This is a genomic window from Luteibacter sahnii, assembly GCF_034063545.1.
In the GTDB taxonomy this organism is placed as follows: domain Bacteria; phylum Pseudomonadota; class Gammaproteobacteria; order Xanthomonadales; family Rhodanobacteraceae; genus Luteibacter; species Luteibacter sahnii.
In genome coordinates this window covers 996,146-1,021,637 of record NZ_JAQLOK010000001.1, presented here as the reverse complement: position 1 = coordinate 1,021,637, position 25,492 = coordinate 996,146, and the positions used below count along the sequence as shown (strand labels likewise).

Annotated in this window: 19 protein-coding genes and 2 pseudogenes; 6 read left to right on the top strand and 15 right to left on the bottom strand. The window is 66.5% G+C overall.

The features are described 5' to 3' along the window. Window positions 1-106 precede the first annotated feature (106 nt). The 13 genes from PI246_RS04640 to PI246_RS04580 all read right to left on the bottom strand — a co-directional run bounded on the left by PI246_RS04640 (window position 107) and on the right by PI246_RS04580 (window position 14,684). On the bottom strand, window positions 107-1,135 hold the full coding sequence (locus PI246_RS04640) for a CobW family GTP-binding protein (protein WP_320550108.1): 1,029 nt from the start codon (window positions 1,133-1,135) through the stop codon (window positions 107-109). Next, window positions 1,132-3,090 carry a CocE/NonD family hydrolase gene (locus PI246_RS04635; protein WP_320550107.1) on the bottom strand — a complete coding sequence of 653 codons (1,959 nt, stop codon included), beginning with the start codon at window positions 3,088-3,090 and terminating at the stop codon, window positions 1,132-1,134. Before PI246_RS04635 ends, PI246_RS04640 begins: the two co-directional genes overlap by 4 nt. Window positions 3,091-3,104: 14 nt before the next feature. Then, the gene (locus PI246_RS04630) at window positions 3,105-3,851 is read right to left on the bottom strand and encodes a hypothetical protein (protein ID WP_320550106.1); all 747 of its coding nucleotides are present in this window, start codon (window positions 3,849-3,851) and stop codon (window positions 3,105-3,107) included. After that, complete coding sequence (locus PI246_RS04625) at window positions 3,848-5,128, bottom strand: GTP-binding protein (RefSeq protein WP_320550105.1); 1,281 nt, start codon at window positions 5,126-5,128, stop codon at window positions 3,848-3,850. The genes PI246_RS04630 and PI246_RS04625 overlap by 4 nt, the downstream gene beginning before the upstream one ends. After that, window positions 5,115-5,600 (bottom strand): DUF6176 family protein, encoded by a 486-nt coding sequence (locus PI246_RS04620; RefSeq protein ID WP_320550104.1) that lies wholly within the window; start codon window positions 5,598-5,600, stop codon window positions 5,115-5,117. Before PI246_RS04620 ends, PI246_RS04625 begins: the two co-directional genes overlap by 14 nt. After that, complete coding sequence (locus tag PI246_RS04615) at window positions 5,597-6,316, bottom strand: DUF3299 domain-containing protein (RefSeq protein ID WP_320550103.1); 720 nt, start codon at window positions 6,314-6,316, stop codon at window positions 5,597-5,599. Before PI246_RS04615 ends, PI246_RS04620 begins: the two co-directional genes overlap by 4 nt. After that, window positions 6,316-7,572, bottom strand: coding sequence for an ABC transporter permease (locus PI246_RS04610; protein ID WP_320550102.1), 1,257 nt, complete (start codon window positions 7,570-7,572; stop codon window positions 6,316-6,318). The genes PI246_RS04615 and PI246_RS04610 overlap by 1 nt, the downstream gene beginning before the upstream one ends. A 3-nt stretch (window positions 7,573-7,575) precedes the next feature. Further along, the gene (locus tag PI246_RS04605) at window positions 7,576-8,283 is read right to left on the bottom strand and encodes an ATP-binding cassette domain-containing protein (protein ID WP_407069780.1); all 708 of its coding nucleotides are present in this window, start codon (window positions 8,281-8,283) and stop codon (window positions 7,576-7,578) included. A 5-nt stretch (window positions 8,284-8,288) separates the two neighbouring features. Continuing rightward, a complete protein-coding gene (locus PI246_RS04600; RefSeq protein WP_320550101.1) occupies window positions 8,289-8,813 on the bottom strand; it encodes a ZrgA family zinc uptake protein in 525 nt (174 codons plus the stop codon). Between the two features lie 126 nt (window positions 8,814-8,939). Then, window positions 8,940-10,823, bottom strand: coding sequence for a heavy metal translocating P-type ATPase (locus PI246_RS04595; RefSeq protein WP_320550100.1), 1,884 nt, complete (start codon window positions 10,821-10,823; stop codon window positions 8,940-8,942). Beyond that, window positions 10,820-11,854, bottom strand: a complete 1,035-nt coding sequence (locus PI246_RS04590) for an SPFH domain-containing protein (protein ID WP_320550099.1) — start codon at window positions 11,852-11,854, stop codon at window positions 10,820-10,822. Before PI246_RS04590 ends, PI246_RS04595 begins: the two co-directional genes overlap by 4 nt. Next, complete coding sequence (hflC, locus tag PI246_RS04585) at window positions 11,851-12,807, bottom strand: protease modulator HflC (protein ID WP_320550098.1); 957 nt, start codon at window positions 12,805-12,807, stop codon at window positions 11,851-11,853. The genes PI246_RS04590 and hflC overlap by 4 nt, the downstream gene beginning before the upstream one ends. Continuing rightward, window positions 12,804-14,684: an SPFH domain-containing protein gene (locus PI246_RS04580; protein ID WP_320550097.1), complete on the bottom strand. Its 1,881-nt coding sequence runs from the start codon at window positions 14,682-14,684 to the stop codon at window positions 12,804-12,806. Before PI246_RS04580 ends, hflC begins: the two co-directional genes overlap by 4 nt. A gap of 185 nt (window positions 14,685-14,869) precedes the next feature. Between PI246_RS04580 and PI246_RS04575 the strand changes: the two genes are divergently transcribed. The 5 genes from PI246_RS04575 (at window position 14,870) to PI246_RS04555 (ending at window position 24,584) form a co-directional block, all read left to right on the top strand. Further along, window positions 14,870-16,120, top strand: a complete 1,251-nt coding sequence (locus PI246_RS04575) for a phospholipase D-like domain-containing protein (RefSeq protein WP_320550096.1) — start codon at window positions 14,870-14,872, stop codon at window positions 16,118-16,120. 58 nt (window positions 16,121-16,178) lie between these two features. Continuing rightward, on the top strand, window positions 16,179-18,341 hold the full coding sequence (locus tag PI246_RS04570) for a S46 family peptidase (protein WP_320550095.1): 2,163 nt from the start codon (window positions 16,179-16,181) through the stop codon (window positions 18,339-18,341). A 609-nt stretch (window positions 18,342-18,950) separates the two neighbouring features. After that, complete coding sequence (locus tag PI246_RS04565) at window positions 18,951-23,297, top strand: RHS repeat-associated core domain-containing protein (RefSeq protein WP_320550094.1); 4,347 nt, start codon at window positions 18,951-18,953, stop codon at window positions 23,295-23,297. 1 nt (window position 23,298) lies between these two features. Beyond that, a complete protein-coding gene (locus PI246_RS04560) occupies window positions 23,299-23,655 on the top strand; it encodes a hypothetical protein (protein ID WP_320550093.1) in 357 nt (118 codons plus the stop codon). A gap of 431 nt (window positions 23,656-24,086) precedes the next feature. After that, the gene (locus tag PI246_RS04555) at window positions 24,087-24,584 is read left to right on the top strand and encodes a hypothetical protein (RefSeq protein ID WP_320550092.1); all 498 of its coding nucleotides are present in this window, start codon (window positions 24,087-24,089) and stop codon (window positions 24,582-24,584) included. Here the strand turns inward: PI246_RS04555 and PI246_RS04550 are convergent. Next, window positions 24,581-24,760 (bottom strand): annotated as a pseudogene (locus PI246_RS04550) (transposase); the annotation flags it as partial. The gene PI246_RS04555 and the pseudogene PI246_RS04550 sit on opposite strands and share 4 nt — an antisense overlap. Before the next feature lie 57 nt (window positions 24,761-24,817). Here PI246_RS04550 and PI246_RS04545 point away from each other — a divergent pair. Beyond that, window positions 24,818-24,964, top strand: a pseudogene (locus tag PI246_RS04545) (integrase core domain-containing protein); the annotation flags it as partial. 59 nt (window positions 24,965-25,023) lie between these two features. Here PI246_RS04545 and PI246_RS04540 read toward each other — a convergent pair. Further along, on the bottom strand, window positions 25,024-25,275 hold the full coding sequence (locus PI246_RS04540; RefSeq protein WP_320550090.1) for a hypothetical protein: 252 nt from the start codon (window positions 25,273-25,275) through the stop codon (window positions 25,024-25,026). Window positions 25,276-25,492: the final 217 nt, after the last annotated feature.

Below are 25,492 nucleotides of genomic sequence, written 5' to 3'. Positions count from 1 at the left end.
TCGCGGACACGGTCCGCTCCCACTCGCGCGCTGTCGCTACCGAAGGGTCAGGAGCCGATCGCATCGGCGATCCGCAGCGCCAGCCGGCACCCCGCCGACGCCGGGATCAGGCCGGTACGGAGGTCTTCACCGAGGCGCCGAACGTGGCACGGGCGGAGGCGAGCAACGCGGTGACCGCGGGCCGCAGCAAGGCACGTCCGATCAACACGAGGTGGCTGCCATCACCGGCGGCTCCCGCCGGCAACGTCGTCGCGGGATACGCGATACCCTGCACCGCATGCACCACCCACGGCGCGGCATCCGGGCGGCAACGCACGATGCCCTTGAGCCGCAGCAGCTCACGGCCTGCCACGCCGATCAGCAGGTCGAGCCATCCCGCGAAAGCGTCTTCCTCGACCCATCCGGGGATAACGATGCTCGCACTGGGCATCGACATGCCGTGGTCCATCGGCGGCAGCGCCGACGGCCCGGCGCGCCACCCGGTCGGCGCGAGATCGAACGGCCTGGCCACATCCCGATCGACTACGTCGGCGACCGGATTGATCGACGCGATCCAACGACGCACGTCGGACTCGACACCTGGCCCGGCCAGATCGGTCTTGCCCAGGACGACGCGATCGGCCGCGCCCACCTGGCGGACGATCTCCTCGTGTTCACCGCTGGCGTGCAGGACGGTGATCGTATCCACCACCGTCACCACGCCGTTCAGCCGGTAATGGGCGGCCACGCGGAAGTCGCGGTGCATGATCGCGGTGACACTCTCCGGGGTGGCCAGGCCGGTGGTCTCGATCGCCACCGCATCGAAATCACGCTGGCCTCCGCGCGAAAAACGCCAGATCGCGTCGGCGAGCGTTCGTCCCAGATCCCCATTGAGCGTGCAGCACGCACAGCCGCCGGCCAGTTCGATCACGCCATCGTCGTGCGCATGCGTCATCAGGGCATGGTCGAGCCCGATGTCGCCGAACTCATTGACCACCACAAGCAGGCGCGTGCCTTGCGGCGTGCGCAGCACCCGGTCGAGCAAGGTGGTCTTGCCCGCGCCGAGAAAGCCGGTGAGCACCGTCACCGGCACGCGATCGTCCAGCGGGCGCGCGGCCTGCACGACATCCGGACGAAGCAGCCCGCCGAGGTTCATGGCGCGCCCGCACCCGCGCTGGCCGCGTCGGCGTCGGCCTTGCCGAGCGGCAACGCGATCACCGTGCCACCCTGGCCGGTGATCACGTGCTGCTCGGCGGTGACGTAGTCCGAGGGCTGGGCGAAGAAGATGTTCGGCACGAAGGTCTGCGGATTACGGTCGTACAGCGGGAACCAGCTCGACTGCACCTGCACCATGATGCGGTGGCCGGGGAGGAACACGTGGTTAGCGTTCGGCAGCGAGAAGTCGTACGGCAGCGTCGCGTTGGCGGCCAGCGCCTTGGCCTGGGTAAACCCTTCGCGATAGCGGCCGCGGAAGATGTCCATGCTGATACCGAGCTGATAGCCGCCCATCTCCGGCTGCGCCGCCACCTGGTCGGGATACACGTCGATCAGCTTGACCACCCAGTCGGCGTCGGTGCCGCTGGTGCTTGCCACCAGGTGCACGCGCGGCGCGCCGCTGATACGCACCGCCTCGGTCAGCACGGGCGAGGTAAAGGTCGCCACGTCCGGTCGCGTCGACGCCTCGCGCTGGTCACTGGTCAACCAGTGCTGCCATCCCTTGCCCGACATCGGACCCACCGGTCGCGGCCGGTACGGCACCGGATGCTGCGGATCGGACACGTACGCCACGGACCCCGCGGCCTGCGCCTCGCCACCCACCTGCAGCGAGTGGTCGGGCTGAGGACGAAGATCGAGCGTGCCCTGCGTGGAGGTCGGCCAGCCGTCGCCCGTTTCCCAGCGGTTTTCGCCGGTGACGAAGGCGTTGACCGGTGCGGGCAGGCCCGGTCGATCCTTCAGGTAATGGGCCAGGAACGGGCGCAGGACGTGCTGGCGGAAATAAAGCCCCGTGTCGGAGCCGAAACGCACCGCGCCCAGCGAGCTGCCGTCACCGACTTCCTGGCCGTGGAACCACGGGCCGGCGACGAGGAACAGCCGGTGCGCGTCATCGTGAGGCGCCATCGCCTTGTAGACGGCGAACGCGCCATAGATGTCTTCCTGGTCCCACAGGCTGGCCACGAGCATGGTCGGCACGCTCACCGGCTCGCGACCGAGGATCTTGTCGACCGCCTGTTCCGACCAGAACGCATCGTAGGCGGGATGCGCCGCGACCTTGTTCCAGAAGCCAAGCTGCTCCATGCCGTAGCGCTTCGCCACCGCGCCCGCCGATACGCCCTCGAGAAAGAACTGATAGTCGTCCGCGTGGTTGTTGGCCCACTTGTAGCGGTTCTTTCGCGACGCCGTCTGCTCGTAGATGTATTGCAGGTTCTGCTGGCGGAACGCACCGTGGTGGAACCAGTCGTCGCCCATCCACCCGTCCACCATCGGGTTCATCGGCACGGCGGCCTTGAGCGCCGGATGCGGGTGGACGATGGCCATGAGCGGCTCGAAGCCATCGTAGGAGATGCCCAGGATGGCCACCCGGCCGTTGCTCTCCGGCACATGGTGAACGAGCCAGTCGATGGTGTCGTAGGCGTCCGTGGAATCGTCCACGGGCGTGGGGTTGAGCGGCCCATGCAGCGGGCGATTCATGACGTAATCGCCTTCGGAACCGTACTTGCCGCGGATGTCCTGCACCACGCGGATATAGCCGTCTTCCACCAGCACGTCGCTCGCGTCGTCATCGTGGCTCACGGCCACCGCCAGATGGCCGCTCTCGACGGCGCTGGTCATGTCGTCGGCGTCGTACGGCGTGCGGGTGAACAGGATGCCCGCGTTCTTCGCACCCTTCGGCACGAGGATGACCGTATGCAACTTCACGCCGTCGCGCATGGGGATCATCACGTCGCGCTTGTCGTAGTCGAACCACGTCGTCACCGGCTTGAAGTCGGCCGGCGTTTCGCTCGGAAACGCAGGATATTTCGCCTTGTCAGGCGCACCGGCGACGGCGGGCAGGACGAGGACCGACAGGAGCGCGGCGGCGAGCGTGCGGAGCGGAAAGCGGGTGCGGATCATGGATATCCCCTGGGTTACTGACAGGTGGCGGGCAGCCCGCTCACCACGCGTTGGATGTCGGCGGCGGCCTCGTCCGGCGACGCGCCCCCGGCATGGCAGCGGTTGATCACCGCCGACCGCGCCTGGGCGCGCAACCCGGTGCACTGCCACGCCCGCACATCGTCCAGCGGCAGCACGGCGTACGCAACCGTGGCGCATGGATCGGCCAGCCGCTGCGCCAAGGGGGCCCCGTGGGCCTCCAGCGGCCGGACGGTGAGGCCGGGGTCGAAATAGCTGTCCGGAAACGCCTGGGCATAGACCTCCGGATCGACGACGCGGGCATAGGCACCGATGCGCAGCGAGAGCGGTCCGGCGCAACCGGCCTGGCGGACGACGTCGTTGACCACATGGGACACGTCACGACGCCACGTCGCCGCCGCGCTTTCCGGACCCTGCCCCGCCGCCAACGTGGGCAGTCGCGCCAGCACGGCCATCCGCGGCAATTCGTGGGCGTGCGCGGGCTGGCAACGGCCACGCAGCGCCGCCACGACGAGAAACAGCAGATCGTCGGCGACCGCGTCGTCGATCCGCATGCGCGCGCCGACGCGGTCGGCGTCCGGTCCAGCCGCCACCACCGTGACAGGGCGGTCCCCCTGCGCCCACGCATCGACCGCGGGACCCGCCACCGGATCCGGCCCGCGCGGCCCCACCCACAGGGCAACGCCGATGCCCACCGCGAGCGCGGCCACGGCGAGCGCGGGTACCAGCCACCGGTATCTCATCGCGACGCGGGCGTCCACGCGGGAAACGGATCGGGCATGTCCTGCCAGGCGACCGGCCCGGCCACCATCTCGTGGTCGGTCAGCAGGCAGGCGTCCAGTGCGGCACGAATGGCCGACTCGGGCAGGTCGACGCCGATCATCACCAGTTCCTGGCGACGGTCGCCATAGAGCGGATCCCACAGCTCCCACAGGGCGCGGCGCTGGGACGGGCTGGGCAATTCGTGCATGTCCGGCGGATCCGCACGAAGGTCGCTGATTTCGAAGCCGCGAGAAAGGCCTGCGCGCACCCGGGCGCGGCTGGCCCACCAATGGCCGGCTGCGGCGACCTCGGTGGCACCCCCGGCGACGGCCAGGTTGCCGACCCAGTCCATGCGCGAGGCCAGCCAGAAATAGCCCTTGGAACGCAGCACGCCGGGAATGCCGTCATCGAGCAGCGCATGCAAGCGCACCGGGTGGAACGGCCGCCCGGCACGATAGACGAAACTGGTGATGCCGTAGGCCTCGGTCTCCGGGGTGTGCTCGCCCATGAGCTCCTTCGCCCAGCCCGGCGCGGTCTGCGCGCGCTCATAGTCGAACAAGCCCGTGTTGAAGACGTGCGCCAGGTCCACCTCGCCGAACGCGGCGTTGACCAGGCGCGCGTCGCGGTTGAGCGCTCGCAACACCTTGCGCACGTTCTGGCGTTCGCTCTCGTTGAGCCGGTCGCACTTGTTGATGACGATAACGTCCGCGAACTCCACCTGCTCGGTCAGCAGGTTGACCAGCGAGCGCCCGTCGTCGTCGCCAACGGCCTCGCCGCGCGAGGCCAGCGAATCTGTGGAGCAGAAGTCGGTGAGGAAACTCCGCCCGTCGACCACCGTTACCATGGTGTCCAGCCGTGCCACGTCGGAAAGCGAGAATCCCTCATCGTCGCGCACGTGGAACGTGGCGGCGACCGGCAGCGGCTCGCCGACGCCGGTGGACTCGATGAGCAGGTAATCGAAGCGCCCTTCGTCCGCCAGGCGCTTGACTTCCTGCATGAGATCGTCGCGCAGCGTGCAGCAGATGCAGCCGTTGGAGAACTCGACGAGCTTCTCTTCGGTACGGCTAAGGCCAGCGCCGCCGTCACGGATGAGCGAAGCGTCGATGTTCACCTCGCTCATGTCGTTGACGATGACCGCCACGCGCCGTCCCTGCCGGTTGTGCAGCACATGGTTGAGCAAGGTGGTCTTGCCCGCACCGAGGAAGCCCGACAGGACGGTGACGGGCAGCGGCTCGCGCCGTCGTTCAAGGGTTGGCATGGGTTGGATTCCCGTGGGTCTGGATGGCTTGTGCGATAAAGGGCGCCACGAGCAGGTTGTCCGTGCTCATCACCGATCCGCTTCCCGGTTGCAGTACGCGGTCCATGAACTGCTGGTGCGTGATGTCCAGGTCGTCCGTCGACGACTCGACCGGCGCTCCCCGATCGTCGCGCACCTCAAGCCAGTAGAGGGTGTGCGGATCGTCCGCGGAACGAAACATCGCTTCGACGAACATGTGCTCGCGTTCCAGGGTCCGCACGGCATCGGCATGTCGGTCGTGGAGAAATGCCTGCCACTGGTCGTAGCCGGCGAGCTGATCGTTACGTATCGACATCCGGTGCAGCCGGACGACCAGATGCGGCGACGTCGTCCGGGACGGACCGGCATGCGCCAGCATCGATGCGCCGGCGACACCGAGCAACAGCCCGGCGACGAGGCCGCCGGCGAGAACGGAAAACGTATGGCGGGTCATTCAAAGGCCTGCCGCAGCCGGTCGGCGTCGTTGTCGTGGTAAGCCTCCAGCGACGCGTCGCTCATGCCGTAGGCCGACGCGGCCATGGCGTTCTGCGTGACTTCGGTATGCAGCACGCCCTTGAGCGTGAGCGGGTCATACAGGCTCGGCGTATCGATGCCGTGGGCGAGCTTGACGTGGATGAGCATGTTCGGCGGCGGGGGTGGCACGTGGATACATGCGCCGTAGAACGGCACGAAGAAGAACTCGATCATCTTGCCGTCGTCGTCCGACTCCAGCGGCACGACGTAGCCCGAGAGCTTGACCTTGTGGTTATCCAGCGCCGAGACGGTATGCAGCGTGCCCACCTGCTTCATGCGCTGGTTGCCGACGTGCAACACCGGCGGCGCGTTTTCCAGGGTCTTGATGTCTTCGGGCGGCACCATGCGGCTCCAGTCGAGGCTCGCATAGCCCTGTTCGTCCGGCTGGCCCAGTAGCGCCGCGCCGGGCGATGGCGCCACCTTGGGCGAACCGTGGGCCGCGGCGAACGCGCGCGCGGCGACGATGCCGTCGGCCTGGGCCTTCGCGCGGGCGGCGCGCGTGGCATCGGCTTCGGCCTGCGCCGAGGCCAGCGTGGCCGAGGCCGCACTGGCCGGGGCCGACGCCTCGCCACCGCCCTGCCCGCACGCGACCAGACCCGACATCATGCAAACGACGAAAACGATACGGAGCTTCATCACAGGCGCACCTGAAGGCCATCGGCCAGCGAACGGCGGTAAGCGACCCAGCCGGGGATGCATCCGGCGAGGGATCCCAGGGCCAGCACCACGGCCAGCAACGGCCACTCGCCGGGTGCCGGCGTCGTGTCGATCACCAGTCCCGCCGTGGCGAGCAGGTAGTCGTGGGCCAGGGCGGTGACACCATCGAGCAGGAGCACACCGGCGAGCATGCCCGCCAGGGTCAGCAATGTGCTTTCGATCACCAGCAGCGCGAACACCGCGCGGGTCGGCGCGCCCACGGCGCGCAGCACCGCCATCTCGCGGCGGCGCTCGCCGAGCATGCCGAGCAAGGCGGTGAGCATGCCGGACATGCCGACCAGCAAGACCATCGCGCTGACGACGCGCAGGGCGCCCTCGGCCGCGCCGACGAGGTGCCACAACTCGCCCAGCGCCACGCCGGGCAGTACGGCCAGCAACGGCTCTTCGGGGTAGTCGTTGATCGCGCTCTGCACCGCGAAGGCAGAAAGGCGCGAACGCAAGCCCACCAGCGTGGCGGTGATCGCCTTGGGCGTGAGGTCCATGCGGCGCGCCTGCGCCGCCGAGGTTTCCATCCCGGGAAGCCGCACGCCCGCATGCCAGTCGACGTGGATCGCCTCGATAGCCTCCAGGCTCACGGCGATGGTCGCATCGACCGGCGTCCCGGTGGGCGCGAGGATGCCGCTCACCCTGAACGGTTTATCCGCGTGCGTAGCGAGGTTCGCACCGCCCAGGCCGTGCGCCAGCACCAGGCGATCGCCGACCTTGTAGTGGAGCTGCCGTGCGACCTCGGCGCCGATCACCGCGTCGTAGAGGTCCGAAAACGGCTTGCCGTCGGCGAACGCCAGCGCGTTGCCGCGGCCGTAGTGGTAATGCGCGAAGAAATCGAGGTCGGTGCCGGTCACGCGAAAGCCACGGTGCGAGTCGCCCAGCGACAGCGGCACGGTCCAGGCCACCTCGGGCATCGCCCGGATGTCCTGGTAGCTCTTCCACGTGATGTTGTTGGTGGCTTCACCGATGTGGAAGATCGCATACAGCAGCAGCGTGACCGGACCGCTGCGCGCGCCGACGAGCAGGTCGGTGCCTGACACCGTGCTGGCGAAGCCCTGCCGCGCGTCGGTGCGCACCCGTTCGACGCCCAGCAGCAGGAACACGCTGAGGGCGACGGTGAAGACGGTCAGGGCCACGCCCGCCTTGCGCTGGCGAAGACTCTTGAACGTGAGGTAGAGCAGCGTCATCGATCAGGATTCCAGGGTGTCGACGGGAAACCCGTCGAGGACCACCGTGCGGTCGAAATGGCCGGCCAGGCTGAGGTCGTGGCTCACGAACACCACGCCCGTGCCGTGCACGGCGCATTCGGCGAGCAAGAGCCGGAGAAAGGCGTCGCGGCTGGCCTTGTCCAGTGCCGACGTGGGCTCGTCGGCCAGCAACAGCGACGGACCGCCGATCAGCGCCCGCGCCGCGGCGACGCGTTGCTGCTGACCCACGCTCAGTTCGCCTGTGCGGGCGCGCTCATGGACGGACTCGCCCAGACCCAGCGCCTGCAACAGGCGACGGGCTTCGTCGGCGATGCGGGCGCGAGGGCCACCGGCGCGACGGCTGCGCTCGGTCGACCACGCGCACCCGAGCATCACGTTCTCCACCGGCGACAGGAACGGCAGCAGGTTGAACTGCTGGAAGATGTAGCCCAGGTGGTCGGCGCGAAAACGATCCCGACCGGCGGCGGCGAGCGAAGCGAACGAGGTACCGAGCACGACCACGTCGCCCTCGCCCGGTGCGAGCACGCCGGCGAGCAGGCCGAGCAAAGTGCTCTTGCCGCTGCCGCTGGGTCCGTGCACGAAGACCGTCTCGCCACGTGCCACGTCCATGTCATTCACGGCGAGCATCACGCCGCCACGCGGCCAGGCGTAACGCAACGATCGCGTGCGCAGCAGCGGTAGACGTTCGATCGCGTTCATTGCGGCAGGTCGACGCCGCTGGACGAACCGTCGAGCACCTTCTGGTCGCTGCCATCGGCCGTGATGAGGTTCACGACCACCTTGCGGACGGCGGGAAACGCCGTCGCCAGGCGCACCTCGAGATGGTCCAGCCGGGCCGGCTTCAGGCAGGTGTAGCGATACGCCGCGTCGAAGTCCGCATGGCCGCCGGGTTCCGCGGCGCCGCCGAATCCATGCGGCGACACCGTGGCCGAGGCGAGGGTGCATCCCGCGCCCTGGGGCGGCACCAGCCAGGCGGCGGCTTTCAGGGTCGCCGTCGCCTTTGCCACCGCGTCGCGTTCCTGGGCCGAACCCGGCGGATGCTCGAAGCCGACCGCATCGTGCCCGGGCAGGCGGACCTCGACGTCCATCGCATGTTGATCGACCGAAACGTTGACGCTGGCCTGGCCATGCACGTGCGGGCCGAGATGTCGTTCTTCGGCGCGGGCCAGGAGCGACACGGCCCCGAGGAGGAACGGAAACACGGGAAGGAAGGCCCTCATGCCAGCCACCTGAATTGTTATGTTATAACATAAGTTACATGAGTGACCGGCTGGCTTGCCAGCGCTTTCCGCTGGCATGTGCCAAGAGACACAGGCGGCGTGGCGACGTGTCGCAAAGACCTGCGATCAGGGCTCGTCGAACTTCATCAGCCGGCCCGAGTTCGCGATCACCACGAACGCGCCGACGTTCTGCAGGATCGCGGCCGCCAGGGCGCCATTGGACGACCATCCCCCGCTGACCGCGACGATCACCAACGCCAGCGTCCACGCCGCGCTGAGGCCCAGGTTCACCCGCAACGTGCGTCGCGTGCGGCGAGCGAGCCGCACGGCCGTGGCGACGCGCGAGAAGTCGTCGCCGGTCAGCACGATGTCCGCCGACGCCAGAGCGATATCGCTGCCGTGCCCGCCCATGGCCATGCCGACAAGACCCGCACGCAACGCGAGCGCGTCATTGATGCCGTCGCCGACCACGAGGGGTTTCTGGCCATCGGCCGCCACCGACTGCACGAAGGCCAGCTTGTCCGGCGGCAAGGCACCGGCATGCACTTCCGACAGTCCGATCCGATCCGCCACGCGTCGCGCTTCCGCCTCGCGATCGCCAGTGAGCAGCGCCTGCCGCCGCAGCCCGAGTTGCGCCAGGTCGTGCAGCGTCGCGGCCACGCGGTCGCGCACCTCGTCGGCAAGGCACACCCAACCGAGGAAACGTCCACCCTCGGCGACGGCGGCCAGCGGCCCGTCATGCGCGGGCAACGCCCCTACCGCGATGCCCTGCTCGCGCAGGAACGCATCCCGGCCGAGGAAAACCGGACCGGCCGCGCCCACCGCACGCATGCCGAAGCCCGCCTCCTCGCGCACCTCGTCCAGCGTGGCCGCGAGGACGGGCAGTTGCGCGATGGCGCGCCCCACCGGATGCGTGCTGGCCGCGCCCAGGGCCGCGGCGACGGCACCGAGCCGGTCCACGTCCACGTCCTCGGCCGGTTGCAACCGCACCACGCGCAGGCGCCCTGTGGTGACGGTACCGGTCTTGTCGACCACGAGCGCATCGGCTTCGGCCAGGCGCTCGAACACCACGCTGCTCTTCACCAGCACGCCATGGCGCGCGGCCACGCTCACCGCGGCCAGCGCGGTGGACGGTGCCGCGAGCACCATCGCCGACGGACACGCGGCGACCAGCAGCGCGAGCACGGCGCCGGTGCTTTGCGTGGTGAACCACAGCATGAGCGCGATGAGCAGCACCAAGGCGAGGTAACGCCCGGCGTAGCGTTCGAGCAGGCGCGTGATCGGCGGTTTGCTGCGCTCGGCCTCCTGCATGAGCGCCACCACGCGACCGAGAGCCGATTGCGCGCCCACGCGCGACACGCGGATCACGAGCCGTCCGTTAAGGCTGAGCGAGCTGCCCAGCACGGTGTCGTCGACCCCGACCTCGACCGGCAACGACTCGCCGGTCAACGACGCGGTATCGACGCTCGCCGCACCCGACACCACCACGCCATCGGCGGGCACGCGATCGCCGGGCCGCACTTCGATCATGTCACCGGCGGCGAGCCGGTCCGCGGGCACGGTGACGACGTCGCCGTCGCGTACCAGCCGCGCCGTGCTGGCCGTGAGCGCGGACAGCGCCTGCACCGCCTCGCGCGATCCCAGCAACGAGCGGTCTTCCAGCATCTGCCCCACGAGCATGATGATCGGCAGCAAGGTGGCGGTGACGAAGTTCGCCGAGACCAGGCACGCGAGGATCGCCAGCGCGACCAGTTGGTCGACCACGCCGTGCAGGTCGGGCTGGTGCAGGCTGCGCAACGCGGCGACGAACGCCGGCCCCGCCACGAGCAGCGCCGCCATCGCCTGGAGCAGCGACACCTCCAGCGTCCGGCCCGGCGCGACCGCCGCCAGCGCGAACGAAAACAGCAGCAGGCCCGTCGCCAGCAGCACGCCCACGATACGCAGCCGCCAGCGCCGGCGCTCGCTCCCGGTCAGCAGCAACGCCGCGGCGTCCGTCGGGGTGGCGCTCATGGGGTGGCTCCGGAGATGAAGGTGCGCGCATGCGTGTCGACCGGCACGGTTTCGACGCGCCCGACGATGTCGAACAGCGACTTGACGCGCTCGCGATAGACCTGGTCGACGACCGTCGCCCGGTCGAGCGAGGGGTCGCGGCCGAGGGACAGGATCAGCGCCGAGCGCGCCTGCGCCGTTCGCACCATCTCTTCGGCACGCGCCCGCGCATCGTCCAGCGCGCCCTGCCGGCCCTGCTCGGCGATCTGGCGGCGGGTTTCGGCGGTGGTACGTGCGTCGGCGAGCGATCGCTCGACCTGCTGCCCCACGGCGAGCACGGTGTCGAACGATTCCTTGGCGCCGGCCGGGATCGACGGCACGACGTCGATGCGTGCGACCTCGATGCCGGTACCCGCACCCGGCGCGTCACGCAGGCGCCGGTTGACCTCGCGCACCAGCTCGCGGGCGAAACGCTCACGCTGCGCCACGCGATCCGGCGTGCCCGCCGCCTCGGGCCGCGCCACCAGGATGCCGTCGAGCGAGCGGCTCGCGCACAGGTGCAAGGCCGCCGTGATCAGGGCACGCCGGAGCATCGGCTCGATGTGGTCGCCCGCGACGACGTAGGCCACCGGATCGTCGATCTGGTAGAAGAGCATCGTACGCAGATGCACGAGCCCGCCGTCCCCGGTGAGGAAGAACCACGTGTTGTCCCGCGCGTTGTCGGACACGGCGGACGCCTGCCCCGGAGCGTTCTGCATGCCCTGGTCCAGCGGCGACTGGCGTTCGAGCGCCTCGGGCGCGAACTGCACCTGCCGACCCTGCGACGGCAGCAGCACCACCGACTCGATCGGCGACGGCCAGGTCAGCAGCAGGCCCGGCCCTACCGTGCGCACCACCTGGCCGAAGCGCAGCACGACGGCGCGGTTCTCTGGCGGCACGCGTTGCACGCCGCGCACCAGCCAGGCACCGGCGAGCAGCGCGACCAGGGCAAACAGCAGGCGGAACGACCACGTCAGGGTGTCCGCCAGCACGGAAGCGCGTGGCGACGTCATGGCTTCTTCGGGCCCTGCCCCGCGGACGGGCCATCGACGAGCATGCGGAACGGCGCGGCGTCGGTGCGCAACACGATGCGCGTGCCCGGCCCGACCGCGGCATCCATCGTGTCGAACGAGCGCAGCATCGTGTAGAGCTTCGGATCGGTGCGATAGGCCTGCTGGTAGATCGTGGTGGAACGGGTCTGCGCATCGGCCTCGATCGAGGCCGCTTCGGCCTTCGCGCCGGCGAGGGTGATGCGTGCGTCACGCTCGGCCTCGGAAACGATCTTCGCCGCTTCGCGCTGCCCTTCGGCCGACCGCTGCGCCGCGACCGTGTCGCGTTCGGCCTTCATCCGGTCGATGGTGGCCTGCAAGGCCTCGGCCGAGAGGGTCAGACGCTCGATACCCACCTGCCGGACGTCCACGCCATACACGCGACGGGCCTGCTCGCCCAGCAGGCCGCGCAGGCGCGCCTCGAAGTCGTCGATACGCACCTTCGCCGGATCGGTGTTGACCAGTTGCGCGAGGTCGAAGCGGCTCGCGGTGATCTCCAGCGACGAGGCCATCAGGCTACGCAGTTGCGAGGCGGCCACGTCCGGATCGTTTTGCACCGAACGCAGGAAGCGCTCGGCCGTGTCGGCGCGCGCCGGCACCGACCACACGACATAGGCCTGCACCAGCACGCGCAGGCCATCACGCGTGCCGACGTCCTGCAGGCCGCTGGAGGTGGTGCGCAGGCGCAAGTCGACCGGCACGGTGGCTTCGATCGGCAGCGGCCAGCGTAGCGAGGCCCCGGGCGTGAGCAACACCCGCACGGGCCGGCCGAAGCGCGTCACCACCACGCCCTCCCCCGGGCTGACGATGACCAGGCAGGCGCAGAGCGCGGCGAGCATGAGGATGACCGCGGCGACGGTCCAGCGGAGGGCGCGCGAGCGCGCGGGCGCCGCGTGCGGCAGATCGATGGTGCTCAAGGGGTTCCCCCGGTGCCGGCCACGGGGCGAAGGTCCAGCGTGGCCTTCTCGCCGTCGAGGCGGTGATCGATGATGGTCAGGTGCGCGCGGTTCAGGGCCGCGCCCACGTGGGTGAGCCAGGATTCGAAAACGAACACGTCCGGACCGGCACGCTGGCTCGCCGTGCTCGCCTGGAACGTCGCGAGCGTGGCCTGCGCCGCGCCGAGTTTTTCGCTGGCCGCCGCACGGGCCTGGTTCACGGTGCGCGCCTCGTCCTCGGCCGCCGAACCGCGCAGGGCATAGGCGCGGGCGAGGCTCTGGAAGCGCATCGCGTCGCTGCGGATGCCGGCCGCCTGCACATTGTGATACGCCGCCGCCGAGGCGCTCGGCGGATGGATCGCTTCGACGATCACGTCGATCACCGCGATGCCCGCGTGCATCGCGCCGATCCGCGCCTGGAGGTCGTCGCGGAAGCGGCCGACGAACTGCGCCCGGTTCTCGCCGAGCAATTGATCGAGCGTGGACGACGAGAAATGACTGACCAGGAGGCGTCCCGCGGTAGCGCGGATGAGCGAGGCCGGATCGTCGGCACCGTAGACCGAAGCCATCGCGCCCTCGGCGTCGTCGGCGGTGCGGAACACCACCCGCAGGTCGACGTTGACGATCTGAAACCCGTCGCGATCGCCGGAGCGGCTGGCGATGAGATAACTCGCCTCGCCCGGATGCGTGCCGTCCCACAGGCGGTCCGCGGTGGCCGCCGGGATCGCTTCGGCGCCCATCGCGGCCTCGGCGTCGGCGGCCCCCGCACTCGCCAGTTCGGCCAGCAGGCGTCCGCCGGGGCGCGCGGAAAAGACGATGGGCAACTGGTGCACGACGCCCCGTTCCACCCGCCGGGCGCGACCGACGGGCCACGGCCAGTGCGCGTGGATGCCCGGGCCTACCACATCGACGGGCACACCCAGCCGTTCGATCACCGCGCGTTCGGACACGCCAAGCACCGTGACGGCGGTCGACAGCCACGCGAGGGCCGCCACGAAAAGGAGCACGGGTAAGGCGGCGCGTGCCATGAAGGCCAGCACCCAACTGCGGGTCAGGTCGATGTGGTAAGCATCGCGCAGCCATCGCGCCGCCCGGCCGGGACGAGGCCAGCCCAGCCGCAGCAGCGAAGGCAGCCACGGCAACGCTGGATTCTTCCGCCCGGCGAAGGGCCCCAGCGGAAGAAAGCACTGCGCGATCGCGCGCAGCAGCGATTCGGCCGCCGCGAGCACCAGGATCGCGCCGATCGTGTAGAGCGCCGCATTCGCCCACAGGTAGCCCTGCGCCGCGAACAACGACGCGGCGCCACCCACCAGCGCCGTCACCAGCGGCACGCGCACCAGCACCTCGATGCCCGCGCCGTGGATGGGAGGATGCGCCGCGGCCAGCCGCTGGGCGAAGACCAGCGGGATGGTGGCGGTCAGCAAGGCGATGGCCGCCCAGGTGGGCGGCGGCACGTCCATCCAGCCGGGCGTGCGCAGGTAGCCGATCGCCGACGCCAGCACGAGCAGGTTGCCGACCGCCGCAACGGCACCGGGGGCCCAGTCGCCGATCCAGTCGATGGCATCCAGACGCGCGCGGGCGCGGCGGGCGCCAAGCGTGGCCTGCCGCAGGAGCGGATGCGCCGGAAGTTTCGGATACACCATGGCCCGCATGGGACCGCTCCACGCACCGGAGCGGCGGCGCACCGCCGTCACCAGCGCCTCGCCGACGAACCCCGTCGCGGCAAGCAGGAACGCCAGGCCCTCCAGCCGGACGACGAGCGGCGCCAGGGCCGAAGCGACGACGCCGAGCACCAGGGCCAGCGCACCGCTCGCGGCCAGGGCCCACACCGGAACCCGCGAGGACGGCGATGCGGTCATGGCGCGAGGCGTCCGGCGACGCGACCCCGCGTGTCATCAGCCGTCACCGTGCATTGCACGGACGTGAGAGTGAGAAGATGAGCGAAGGGCGGCATCGGGCAGGCTGTCGTGGCAACCCGTGAACGTTATGTTATAACGTTGATGCTGAGCAAGCGCCGTTATTTCTTGCCGATAGGGCCAAAACCTTGCGACACACCTCTTCCGTCACGCGACGGCTGCTGGCAGGCAGCCTCGCCATCCTGCTCGCCCCGTCCGCGATGGCGGCCAAGCCCACCACCGCGCCGACGACCTTCGCATGGGTAGAGAGCGTTCCCGAAGGCACCACCTTCGGCCTGACCGACACGGCGCGTACCGCGCCTACGTGGTTGTCGATGGTGCGCGGTGCGAAAACACACATCGACATCGCCGCGTTCTACCTGACCAACCCGCCGGGTGGCGCGCTCGCACCGATCGTCGACGCGCTGAAGGACCAGGGCAAGCGCGGGGTCACGGTTAACCTGCTGCTCGACAGCAGCTTCATGCACGAAAGCCAGGCGGCGGTCGATGCCCTGCGCGACGCGCCCGGCATCACGATCCGACAGATGCCGGTGAAGGACATGACCGGCGGCGTGCTGCACGTGAAGTTCATGGAAGTGGACGGCCAGGACGTGTTCGTGGGTAGCCAGAACTGGGACTGGCGCGCGTTGCAGCACATCCACGAGGTGGGCGTACGGATGCGCGATGCACGCATGGGTGCCACGTTCGAAGCTGAATTCCAGCACCTGTGGCACCTGGCCGAACAACCGGCCGACGCACGCGTCGCCGCGCCGCTCGTGCCGCCGCCCGGATTCACCCCCGTGAGCGAATTCGCGCCGTTGGTGGTCGACGGCGCCGAAGGCCCCAGCACGGTGTTTCCCGCGTTCAGCCCGCGCGCGATGCAACCGGCCTGGCTCACCGGCGAGGCGCCCGCGCTGACGCGCCTGCTCGAACAGGCGCAACACCGCATCCGCGTGCAGGTGATGACCCTCTCGGCCTTCAAGGATTTCGGCCCCAAGGGCTACTGGACGGCGATCGATACGCCGCTGCGCGACGCCGCCGCCCGCGGCGTGACCGTGCAGATCATCGTCGCCGACTGGGCCCTGCGCGGCCACGACCTCGCCTATCTGCAAAGTCTCGCCGCGGTGCCCGGCATCGAGGTGCGTTACTCGATCGTGCCGCAGGCCGCGTCGGGCCCGATCCCCTACGCGCGGGTCGAGCATGCGAAATACGCGCTCGTCGACGACGACCTCGGCTTCGTCGGCACCGGCAACTGGAGCTGGAGTTATTTCGAGAGCGCCGTGGATGCCTCGCTGTTCATCCACGGCCCCCTGGCCCGCCCGCTCGGGCGGATCTTCGACGCGGACTGGAACGGCCCTTACGTCCAGCCGCTGAACCGTTTCGTGCCCAAGGGTCCCTGACCCGTCGCACGCCTCACCCGTTTCACGCCACGACATCGTTACGAAGGAAGCCCACGTCATGCGCCGTCTCGCCCTCGCCGCGGCCCTCGCCGCCGCGCTCGTCCCCGCCGCCCACGCCGTCGAAGGCATGTGGCAGCCCGCCCAGTTGCCGAAGATCGCCGGGGCCCTCAAGCAGCACGGCCTCAAGCTCGATCCGGCCACGCTGACCGACCTCACCGCGTATCCCATGGGCGCCATCGTGAGCCTCGGCGGCTGCACGGCATCGTTCGTGTCGCCGGACGGCCTGGTGGTGACCAACCATCACTGCGGCTACGGCGCGCTGCAATACAACTCCACGAAAGAAAAGAACCTCATCGAACAGGGTTTCCTGGCGAAGACGATCGCGGACGAATTGCCCGGTTCGCCGGACATGCGTGTGTTCGTCACCGAAGAGATCCGCGACGTCACGAAAGACATCGACGCGAAGCTGACGCCCGACATGAGCGGCAAGCAGCGCTACGACGCCATCGAGCTGGCCAAGAAGGAACTGGTCAAGGGCTGCGAGACCGACGGCTACCGCTGCGACGTCTACACCTTCCACGGCGGGTACAGCTACCAGCTGATCAAGCAGCTGGAGATCAAGGACGTGCGCCTGGTCTACGCGCCGCCGGAGTCCATCGGCAAGTTCGGCGGCGACGTCGACAACTGGATGTGGCCGCGCCACACCGGCGACTTCAGCTACCTGCGCGCCTACGTGTCCAAGGACGGCAAGTCCGCCCCGTACTCCAAAGACAACGTGCCCTACCACCCCAAGCACGTCATCAAGATCAACCCGCAGGGCCTCGAAAACGGCGATTACGTGATGGTGGTGGGCTACCCCGGCCGCACCAACCGCTATCGCCTGGCGCAGGAAGTGCAAAGCGCGATCGACTGGACCTACCCGACCCAGATCGCGATCTACCAGCAGCAGCTCGACACGATCGCCACCAACGGCAAGCGCGATCCCGACGTCACCGTGAAGTACGCCAGCTACGTCGCCGGGCTCAACAACTACCTCAAGAACTTCGGAGGCCAGCTCGAAGGCCTGCGCCGCGCCGACGCCGTGGCGGTGAAGCAGAAGCAGGAAGCCGACCTGGATGCCTGGCTGGCCCACCAGGGCGGCGCGACCAACGAAGCACTCCGGCAGGACATCGCCGCGCTCAAGGGCAAGCTCAAGGCCGCCGAGGCCACCCGTGACCGCGACCTCGACCTGTCGCTGATCTCGCGCACGCAGCTGTTTTCCAGCGCCATGCGCCTGGCCCGCCTCGCCCAGGAGCGCACCAAGCCCGACATGGAGCGCGACGCCGGGTATCAGCAACGCGACGAACCGCGTATCGAAGGTGCGCTCAAACAGATGGAGCGCCGCTACGACCCGAAGACCGACCAGGACCTGCTGACCAACGCGCTGGTCCGCTACGTCACCCTGCCCGCCGACCAGCGGATCCCGTCGCTCGACCGCTGGCTCGGTGGCGCGTCCAACCGCCCGGCGATCCAGGCCAAGGCCGCATCCCTCTACACGGGTAGCCGGCTCGGCAACACCGCCGAACGCCTGAAGTGGTTCAAGGCCGACGCCAAGGCGATCGCCGCGAGCGACGACAGCGCGCTGAAGCTCGCCAACGCGATGCTACCGGACATGAAGCGCATCGAGGACGCCGAAGACGCCCGCGACGGCGAACTGGCGAAGCTGCGCCCGCGTTACATGCAGGCGATCATCGCGTGGAAGGAAGCCCAGGGCCTCCCTGTCTACCCCGATGCGAACAGCTCGCTGCGCGTCACCTTCGGCAACGTGCAGGGCGTGGCGCCGCGCGACGGCGTGTCGTACGCACCGTTCACCACGGTCAAGGGCATCCTCGAGAAGGACACCGGCGTCGAGCCGTTCAACGCCCCCAAGGCGGAAACCGACGCGATCCGCGCCGGCGCCTTCGACGGCTATGCCTCAAAGAAGCAAGGCACCCTGCCCGTCGACTTCCTCGCCGACCTCGACATCACCGGCGGCAACTCCGGCTCACCCGCGCTCGACGCCCAGGGCCGTCTCGTGGGCCTCGCCTTCGACGGCAACTGGGAATCGGTCAGCGGCGACTGGCTGTTCAACCCCGCGCTCAACCGCTCGATCCAGGTCGACGTACGCTACATGCTCTGGGTGATGCACCACCTCGACCATGCCGACAACCTGCTCAAGGAAATGGGCGTGCCGGCGAAGTGAGGTGATGACGGCCGGGCGATGCGCTCTTGCATGCCCGGCCCTTTCCTTTACTCAACCTCACCCCCGGGTGGGAGCGGACCGTGTCCGCGAACTCTCGGTGCGGCACCGCCGCGAAAAAAGTCGTAACCACCACGAGCCGAAAACCCGACGCCACCGGATAACACGAATACATCCCGGCATCTCATCGACGAGTGGTTTCGAACAAACACCGGGGGGCTCTCTCGCACTCGATCCGTCTTGTCGTCCATCGCCGAGGAGTATGACGCGCTCGCGCATGTCGGCCGCTTCATACTGCCGGACGCAAAGCGCTCTAAGTACACCGCACTGGGCGCGGATATCAATCAGCTCTTTTCTGGAGTGCCATCAATGGGCTTGGTCGTGCGGCTGGCAGTCAACAGCCACAAACACGCCCGGCACCACCAGCTAGCGAAGAATTTCAATCCGGTGGTAGCAGCACGATGCTCCTACGCTCTCGTTGCCACAAAATAGAGCGAAGGGGGCAGAATTCTTCGTATATGTAGGACTTCGCCTACAGACAAGAGTTTTCCGCTTACCTAGCATGCGCCCCCAGGGGGGCTTCGGTCCCGTCGCCACATTGGTAGGACCATCGTGAAGTCTGTTTTTACTGCCATTCTAGGCATGGCTTTCTTGCTTTGTGCTTTTTTCTCTGAGCCCGCTGAAGCTTACCTACCCAAGACCCGGTCGCAGGCGTTAGCTGAGTGCGAGGCCGTCATGGCCTGGTACGTGCAGAACGCGCCTGCTGGCTGGGTATATACGCAGCGATGTGTCGAAACGACCCCTAGCAGAGGTGAAGGCCCACCGGACTACTTGGGCTGCTACACCGATGTGGGCCACGCGGATATACCTAGCGCCAACAACTATGGTGTTGATCGTGACCTAGGTGGTGGCTGCTTCGGCACATTGGACGATCCGGGCGGCAAGAACCTGGGGGCTGGCGGAGGTTGCGATGGTGGCGAAGGCAATGGCTGCCACGGGACGGCTGTAGCACCCGACTCAGGAGCGCCGATGGCGGGAGACCCCGTCAATACGTCGACGGGAAACAAGTTTGTCGAAGAAGAGGACTACGGAAGCGACGCATGGTTACGCTTCCGGCGCTTTTACAACAGCGATATTTCGGCCGCTTCGAGCACAATAGGAAAGCGCTGGAGCCACTCCTTTAACCGCACGCTCTCGCTTGGCTCATACTTAGACGGGAGTTCCTCTATCACGGCAACTCGCCCGAACGGATCTCGGGAATCGTTTCGCATGACATCTCCGGGCGTCTGGACAGCAAGCGCCGATAGTCCCGACGTCCTGACCCAGACCTCCGACAGCCAAGGCACGGCCACGGCATATTCCCTATGGATCGCGTCCCTGCACCACACCGAAGCCTATTCCGCAGATGGGAGGCTTTTATCGATCCGTGATGCAACCGGACAGACGGCAGCGTTGCTCTATAGCGACAGCACAACCCCTCGTAGCGTCGCGCCACAACCCAACCTGCTTCTTACGGTGACGGCACCCGATGGACGGAAGTTGTCGTTTACCTACGAGTATGGCGCCAAGGTAAGCCAAGTGATCCTGCCTGATGGAGGAATCGTGGCTTACAGCTACGATTCCGCTGGACGGTTGACCTCCGTTACGTATCCCGATGGCAAGAGCCGCCATTACGTCTACAACGAGTCGGATCTCAATAGCGGTACAGATCCGACGTACTACATGTATGCCATGACCGGGCTCATCGACGAGAATGGTACTCGCCTGGAGAGCACAGCTTACGACAGTAGCCATCGTGCGCTTTGGACCAGCCTCAACGGCGGTATCGATAAAACGTCTGTAACCTACAACCCCGATGGCTCATCCGATGTGACCTACCCACTAGGCGGCACATCTCATCAAACGTATCAAACCATTCAGCAGCTTGTGCGAGTTAGCACCCTCGACAAGCCCTGCGGCGAGTGCGGCCAGAACTACGCCTCGCGCACCTACGACGCGAATGGCTACCCCTCCACCTTCACGGACTTTCTCGGCCACGTTTCGAACCGCACCTACGACACCAACGGTCTCCTGACCCAGGTCATGGAAGCCAAGGGCGCCGGCGAACAACGCACGACCAACACCACCTGGAATACAAGCCTGCGGGTGCCGCTGGTACGGACGGTCCTGGACGCTCATGGGACGCTCGTCGCCAAGCAAGGCTGGGCCTACAACGCCACCGGGCAGGTCACGGCGATGTGTGTCATCGCATCTTCGGTGGCGTCGACCTACACCTGCACGGCGTCCGGCACGCCGCCGGCCGGTGTGCGTCGTACAGTCAACACCTATTGCACCGCCGTCGACACCACCGCGTGCCCCCTCCCGGGATTGCTGCTGTCATCCGACGGCCCGCGCACCGATGTCAAGGACATCACCCGTTACACCTACTACCTGACCACCGACGAATCCGGCTGCGGCGCGGCCGGTGGCCCGTGCCACCACTTGGGCGACCTGCAATCCGTCACCTCGGGCGCAGGCCTGACGACGACCTACGTCACCTACGACAAAGCCGGCCGTCCCACTCGCATCAAAGCGCCGAACGGAACGCTCACCGATCTCGCCTACACCCCGCGTGGCTGGCTGGCGTCCCGCACCCTGCGCGCCAACGTCGATGGCTCGGCGTCCACGGCGGATGCCACGACCGCGCTGGCCTATAATCCCGACGGTACGCTGCACCAGCTCGTCGATCCGGACGGCGTCACCACTACCTACACCTACGATGCCGCCCACCGCCTGACCGACATCACCGACGGGAACGGCGCGCACGTGCACTACACCCTCGATGCGGCGGGCAACCGCACCGGCGAACAGGTGCTCTCGTCCAGTGGTGCGGTGGTCCGCGCCAGTAGCCGCACGTACAACCCGCTGGGCCAACTCACCGCCGTGACCGACGGCCTCGGTCGCACGACGTTCTCTGCCGCGTCGTCGGACAGCTACGACGCCAACGGTAACCTCGTTCAGAGTCAGGACGGCCTCGGCATCCAGCAGAAACAGGTCTTCGACGGCCTCAACCGCCTTATCAGCACGATTCGTAACTACCAGGGCAGCGACACGGCCACGGCCAATGCCCAGTCGGTCACCAGCTACGACGCCCTTGACCGGGTTACCGGCTTCAGCGATCCGGATGGCCTGAACACCACCTACGACATCGACGGGCTCGGCAACGTCACCGGGCTACACAGCCCGGACACCGGTACGACCGCTCGCACCTTCGACACCGCAGGGAACGTCGCCACGTCCACCGATGCGATGCAGGTCGCCAGCACGTCGACCTACGACGCGGACAACCGGCTCTCGGCCACCCGCTACGCCGATACCACAGCCAACGTCCAATACAAATACGACGAGGCCGACTCCGTCACCGGCTGCACGGGCAGCCACGGCAAGGGTCACCTGACCCGCATCGTCGAAAACAATGGTGGCCTGGTGTTCTGCTACGACGGCCGCGGCAACGTGGTCGCCAAACGCCAGACGGTCGGAACGAAAACCACGACCACGGCGTACACCTGGACGCTGGGCAACCGCCTGAGCGCAACGGTCACGCCAAATGGCACCACCATCCGGTATACCCGCGACGCGCTGGGCAACATCACGACGGTTACGGCCACCCAGGGTGGCGTGACCACCACCGTCGTGAGCAATGCGGTGTACATGCCTTTCGGGCCGCTGTCGTCGTACCAGTTGGGCGACGGGCAAACCGTGACCCGGACATTTGATGCCACGGGCGCCTTGACCGACATCGACAGCACCGCCTTCTCGCTGCATGTGAAGCGAGACGTCATGGGGAACATCACGGCCATCGGCGATGCCCCTGGCGTGCCGACCGCGTTGGAGACGTATGGCTATGACGCGCTCTACCGCCTGACTGGCGTCAATGCCGGCGACGGCAACGCCGTGGAAGCCTACACGTACAACGCCACCGGCGACAGGCTGTCAAAGGTCGCCCCCGGCATGTTGACCGGTACCTACACGTACAAGACCGGGACGCACCAGTTGACGGGTGTGGGCACGACAACTCGCCAGGTGGATGCGCGCGGCAACACGACGGCGAACGTGCTGGCCTCTGGCACTTACGGCTTTGGCTACAACCCACGCAACCGGTTGACCGTGGTTCAGAACAACGGCACGACGGTCGGCAGCTATGTGCTCAATGCCCTCGGGCAGCGCGTACAGAAGGTGGCTGGCAGCGTCACCACGCGATTCGACTACGATGAGGCCAGTCAGTTGCTCGGTGAAAGTAACGGGGCGACCACGCGCGATTATGTGTGGATGGATGGGATCCCGGTCGGTATTGTCGACCACGCGGGCAACGCTTCAACGACTGCGTTCGTTCATGCAGACGGACTCGGGTCTCCCCGTGTTGTCACCAATGCGAACGGTGCTGTAATCTGGCAGTGGTCGTACGCGGGCAACCCGTTTGGAGAGAAAGCACCTGTATCGACCAGCGGTTACGTGCTTAACCTGCGCTATCCCGGCCAGTACTTCGACGCGGAAAGCGGGCTGAACTACAACGTCAACCGCGACTATGAACCGGCCGCGGGACGTTACCTGCAAAGCGACCCCATCGGACTGGATGGAGGTCTTAATACGTACGCTTATGTTGGTAGCAGGCCCACGATGTACTCTGATCCGACTGGTCTCTGTCCTGACGTTGGGGATTGGTGGCCTTCCAGTAAGAAGAGTGAACCTACTGGAGAGATCGATCCGACCAAGGGCCCCAAGTGTCCTCTGCCGATGCCTAACGACCCTCTTAAGCCCATTCCTATTCCAGGTAATCCTGTAATGGGCTGTCACGCAGCAATGCTCGAAAAGATCACAAAATGCACTAAGAAATGCCCGGGCGTCCTCGATCGCACCGCATGCATCGAAGAATGGCGATTTAGGGAGCCCGCTTGTGTTGCCGATCATGCAGGGGAATAGGATGAAAGCTACGTTCAAACTCGCGATTAAAGCCTCTCTTCTTCTTGCCATGGCTTTTTTGATTGGGTGGATTTCATACTGGGCGGGATTTAGTAAGGCTCTTCAAATTGGGCTGTATGTTAATCAAAAGCATGATCAATCGCAGGCACTTGAGTACGATCAGCTCGTTGCCCAGCTTGACTCAAAAAAGATTGAAGAAGTCCGGGCTCACCTTAAAGGCTCAAGCGACATTTTGAAGGAACAGGCAAGCTTGCAAGGCAGCGAGACTAATTCCGTTTCCGACCTGCTTTTTCCGACTGGAGGCTTGTCGCTTATTCGTGATTACAATACGCATCGAGCTAAGGCACCGGGTAAGTAGGTGCAGCTTTCGAGCAATTAACCATGCGCAGGCGTTATGGAGTTGGCACCATAAGCGTTTGCTATCGAGTTCCGGATCATACGCTACCGATATCACGTGCCAGGAGAGAAGCCGATGAGCTATGCCACTGATGATGTCGAGAGGTCGAGCGCGTGCGAAATCCTTACGCGTGCCGAGGCAAGATCGCATCGGGCATCCAGCAAGAGGCATCTCGCGATCACCCTGACGCACGACGCGTCGCTGACCTGGAGCTCGTGAGATCCCAGTTGCGTGCCGACATCGTCGCTGTCCGGGCCGGCGAGATTGAATACAACCGAGAAGCACGCAGACACAATTCCTCATGCCCGATGTTTCAGGTGTCCCTTTTCCTTGTGCGCGACCCTCTGCGCTTCCGATGAGGGATGTATGCGTGAAATTCCAGGGGCCTCTAAATGAATCTTGGCGTAGCGATTAACTCGGAACCGACGGTTTGGACAAATGGCGCACTCTTTATGGTTGTGAGTGTCGTGGCTGGACATGGATCTGAGGTGGCTTCACTTTCGGCCGGAGGGCGCGACTCTGCTGGTAAACAGGCAGTATGGGTGACTAGGTCGCTAAGACGCGGAGACCGGCTTTCACTCGTCGTAAACGAACAGCAATCTCCCCGTGACACCAGCAGCACTGAAGAACCGGATATTTTTCCGGCAGATTCAGGTAAGAAGATTTCTGGATTTTTGGTTCGTGCGGCCGGAAGGGGTAATGTCCTGGTCGGCGTCGGTGAACATGAAACGTTGCAGGCGGTTGCGACGTGTGACGTGTTATCTGGATATTTCAGCCTTGAGGCGGCGGCGTTAACCTCAAGCGATGCAGGCTACACTTTCAATGGCGATTCGTTTTCACATGGACAGCCGCTCGGAAACGACTTTCAATTGGCTATTACAGTTGTCTGATAATTGCTCAAGTGTGCAGCGCGGCATTGACCTGCCCCACCGGACTTGGCCCGCCAGACGTAGAAGCTGGCGTGGCGGAACCTATGTTGCCGGGCTAGCTTAGCGACCGGCATTCCCGCGTCGGCCTGCTTGATGAAGCCAATGATCTGCTCGGTGGTGAAACGACTCTTCTTCATATCCGTCCTCGTGGTTGACGGACTTTACAGCTCCATTTGGTACGGCTCAGTGGGGGCAGGTCAGAAGCACGCGTATTGATCGAGCGTTGGCGGCAGTTCTACAACGAACAGCGTCCCCATAGCGCTCATGGCTGCAAGCCACCCGCGTCAAGTCGACGAGGCTGGGTTGAACCCGGTAACATCACCATCGGACTCGCCGTTTGATTGGCTACATATTTCGCATTTAGGTCACATGGCTCGCTCGCAATATCCTGCGAACAGATTCAGGTCCTGAGAAACCCCAGCAACTCGTTCGCCTCTTCTTCCGTCACCGAGTCGGCCTCCACCAGGAAATCCACGGTATCGCGGGTGCAAAGATCGACCACACGCACCAGCCCTTCGAGGTGGAAATCGCCCTCGACCTGGCCGCCGAGGGTCAACGCCCCGCTCTCGACAGAGCCGACGGTGAACGCGCCCGGGCGCTCGATGAGCGCCATGCGCAGTTCGTCGTGGAACCAGATGACCTTGCCTAACATGGGGTTTCTCACTCGCCGGCGAAGCGCCGGTCATCCAACTGTTTCGGCCTCGACGCGGCGAGCTTGAACAGCCGGCCTTCACGTCGGTGAAAGAGCGCGGCGCGGTGACTTTTGCCCTCTTTCGAGCCCGATGCTACGCGGCATGATCCGTGGGCCATGCACGCTTTCGTACGGCGAAAAGCCTTTGCGGCAAAGCAGGTAGCGAAGGCGCGGCACG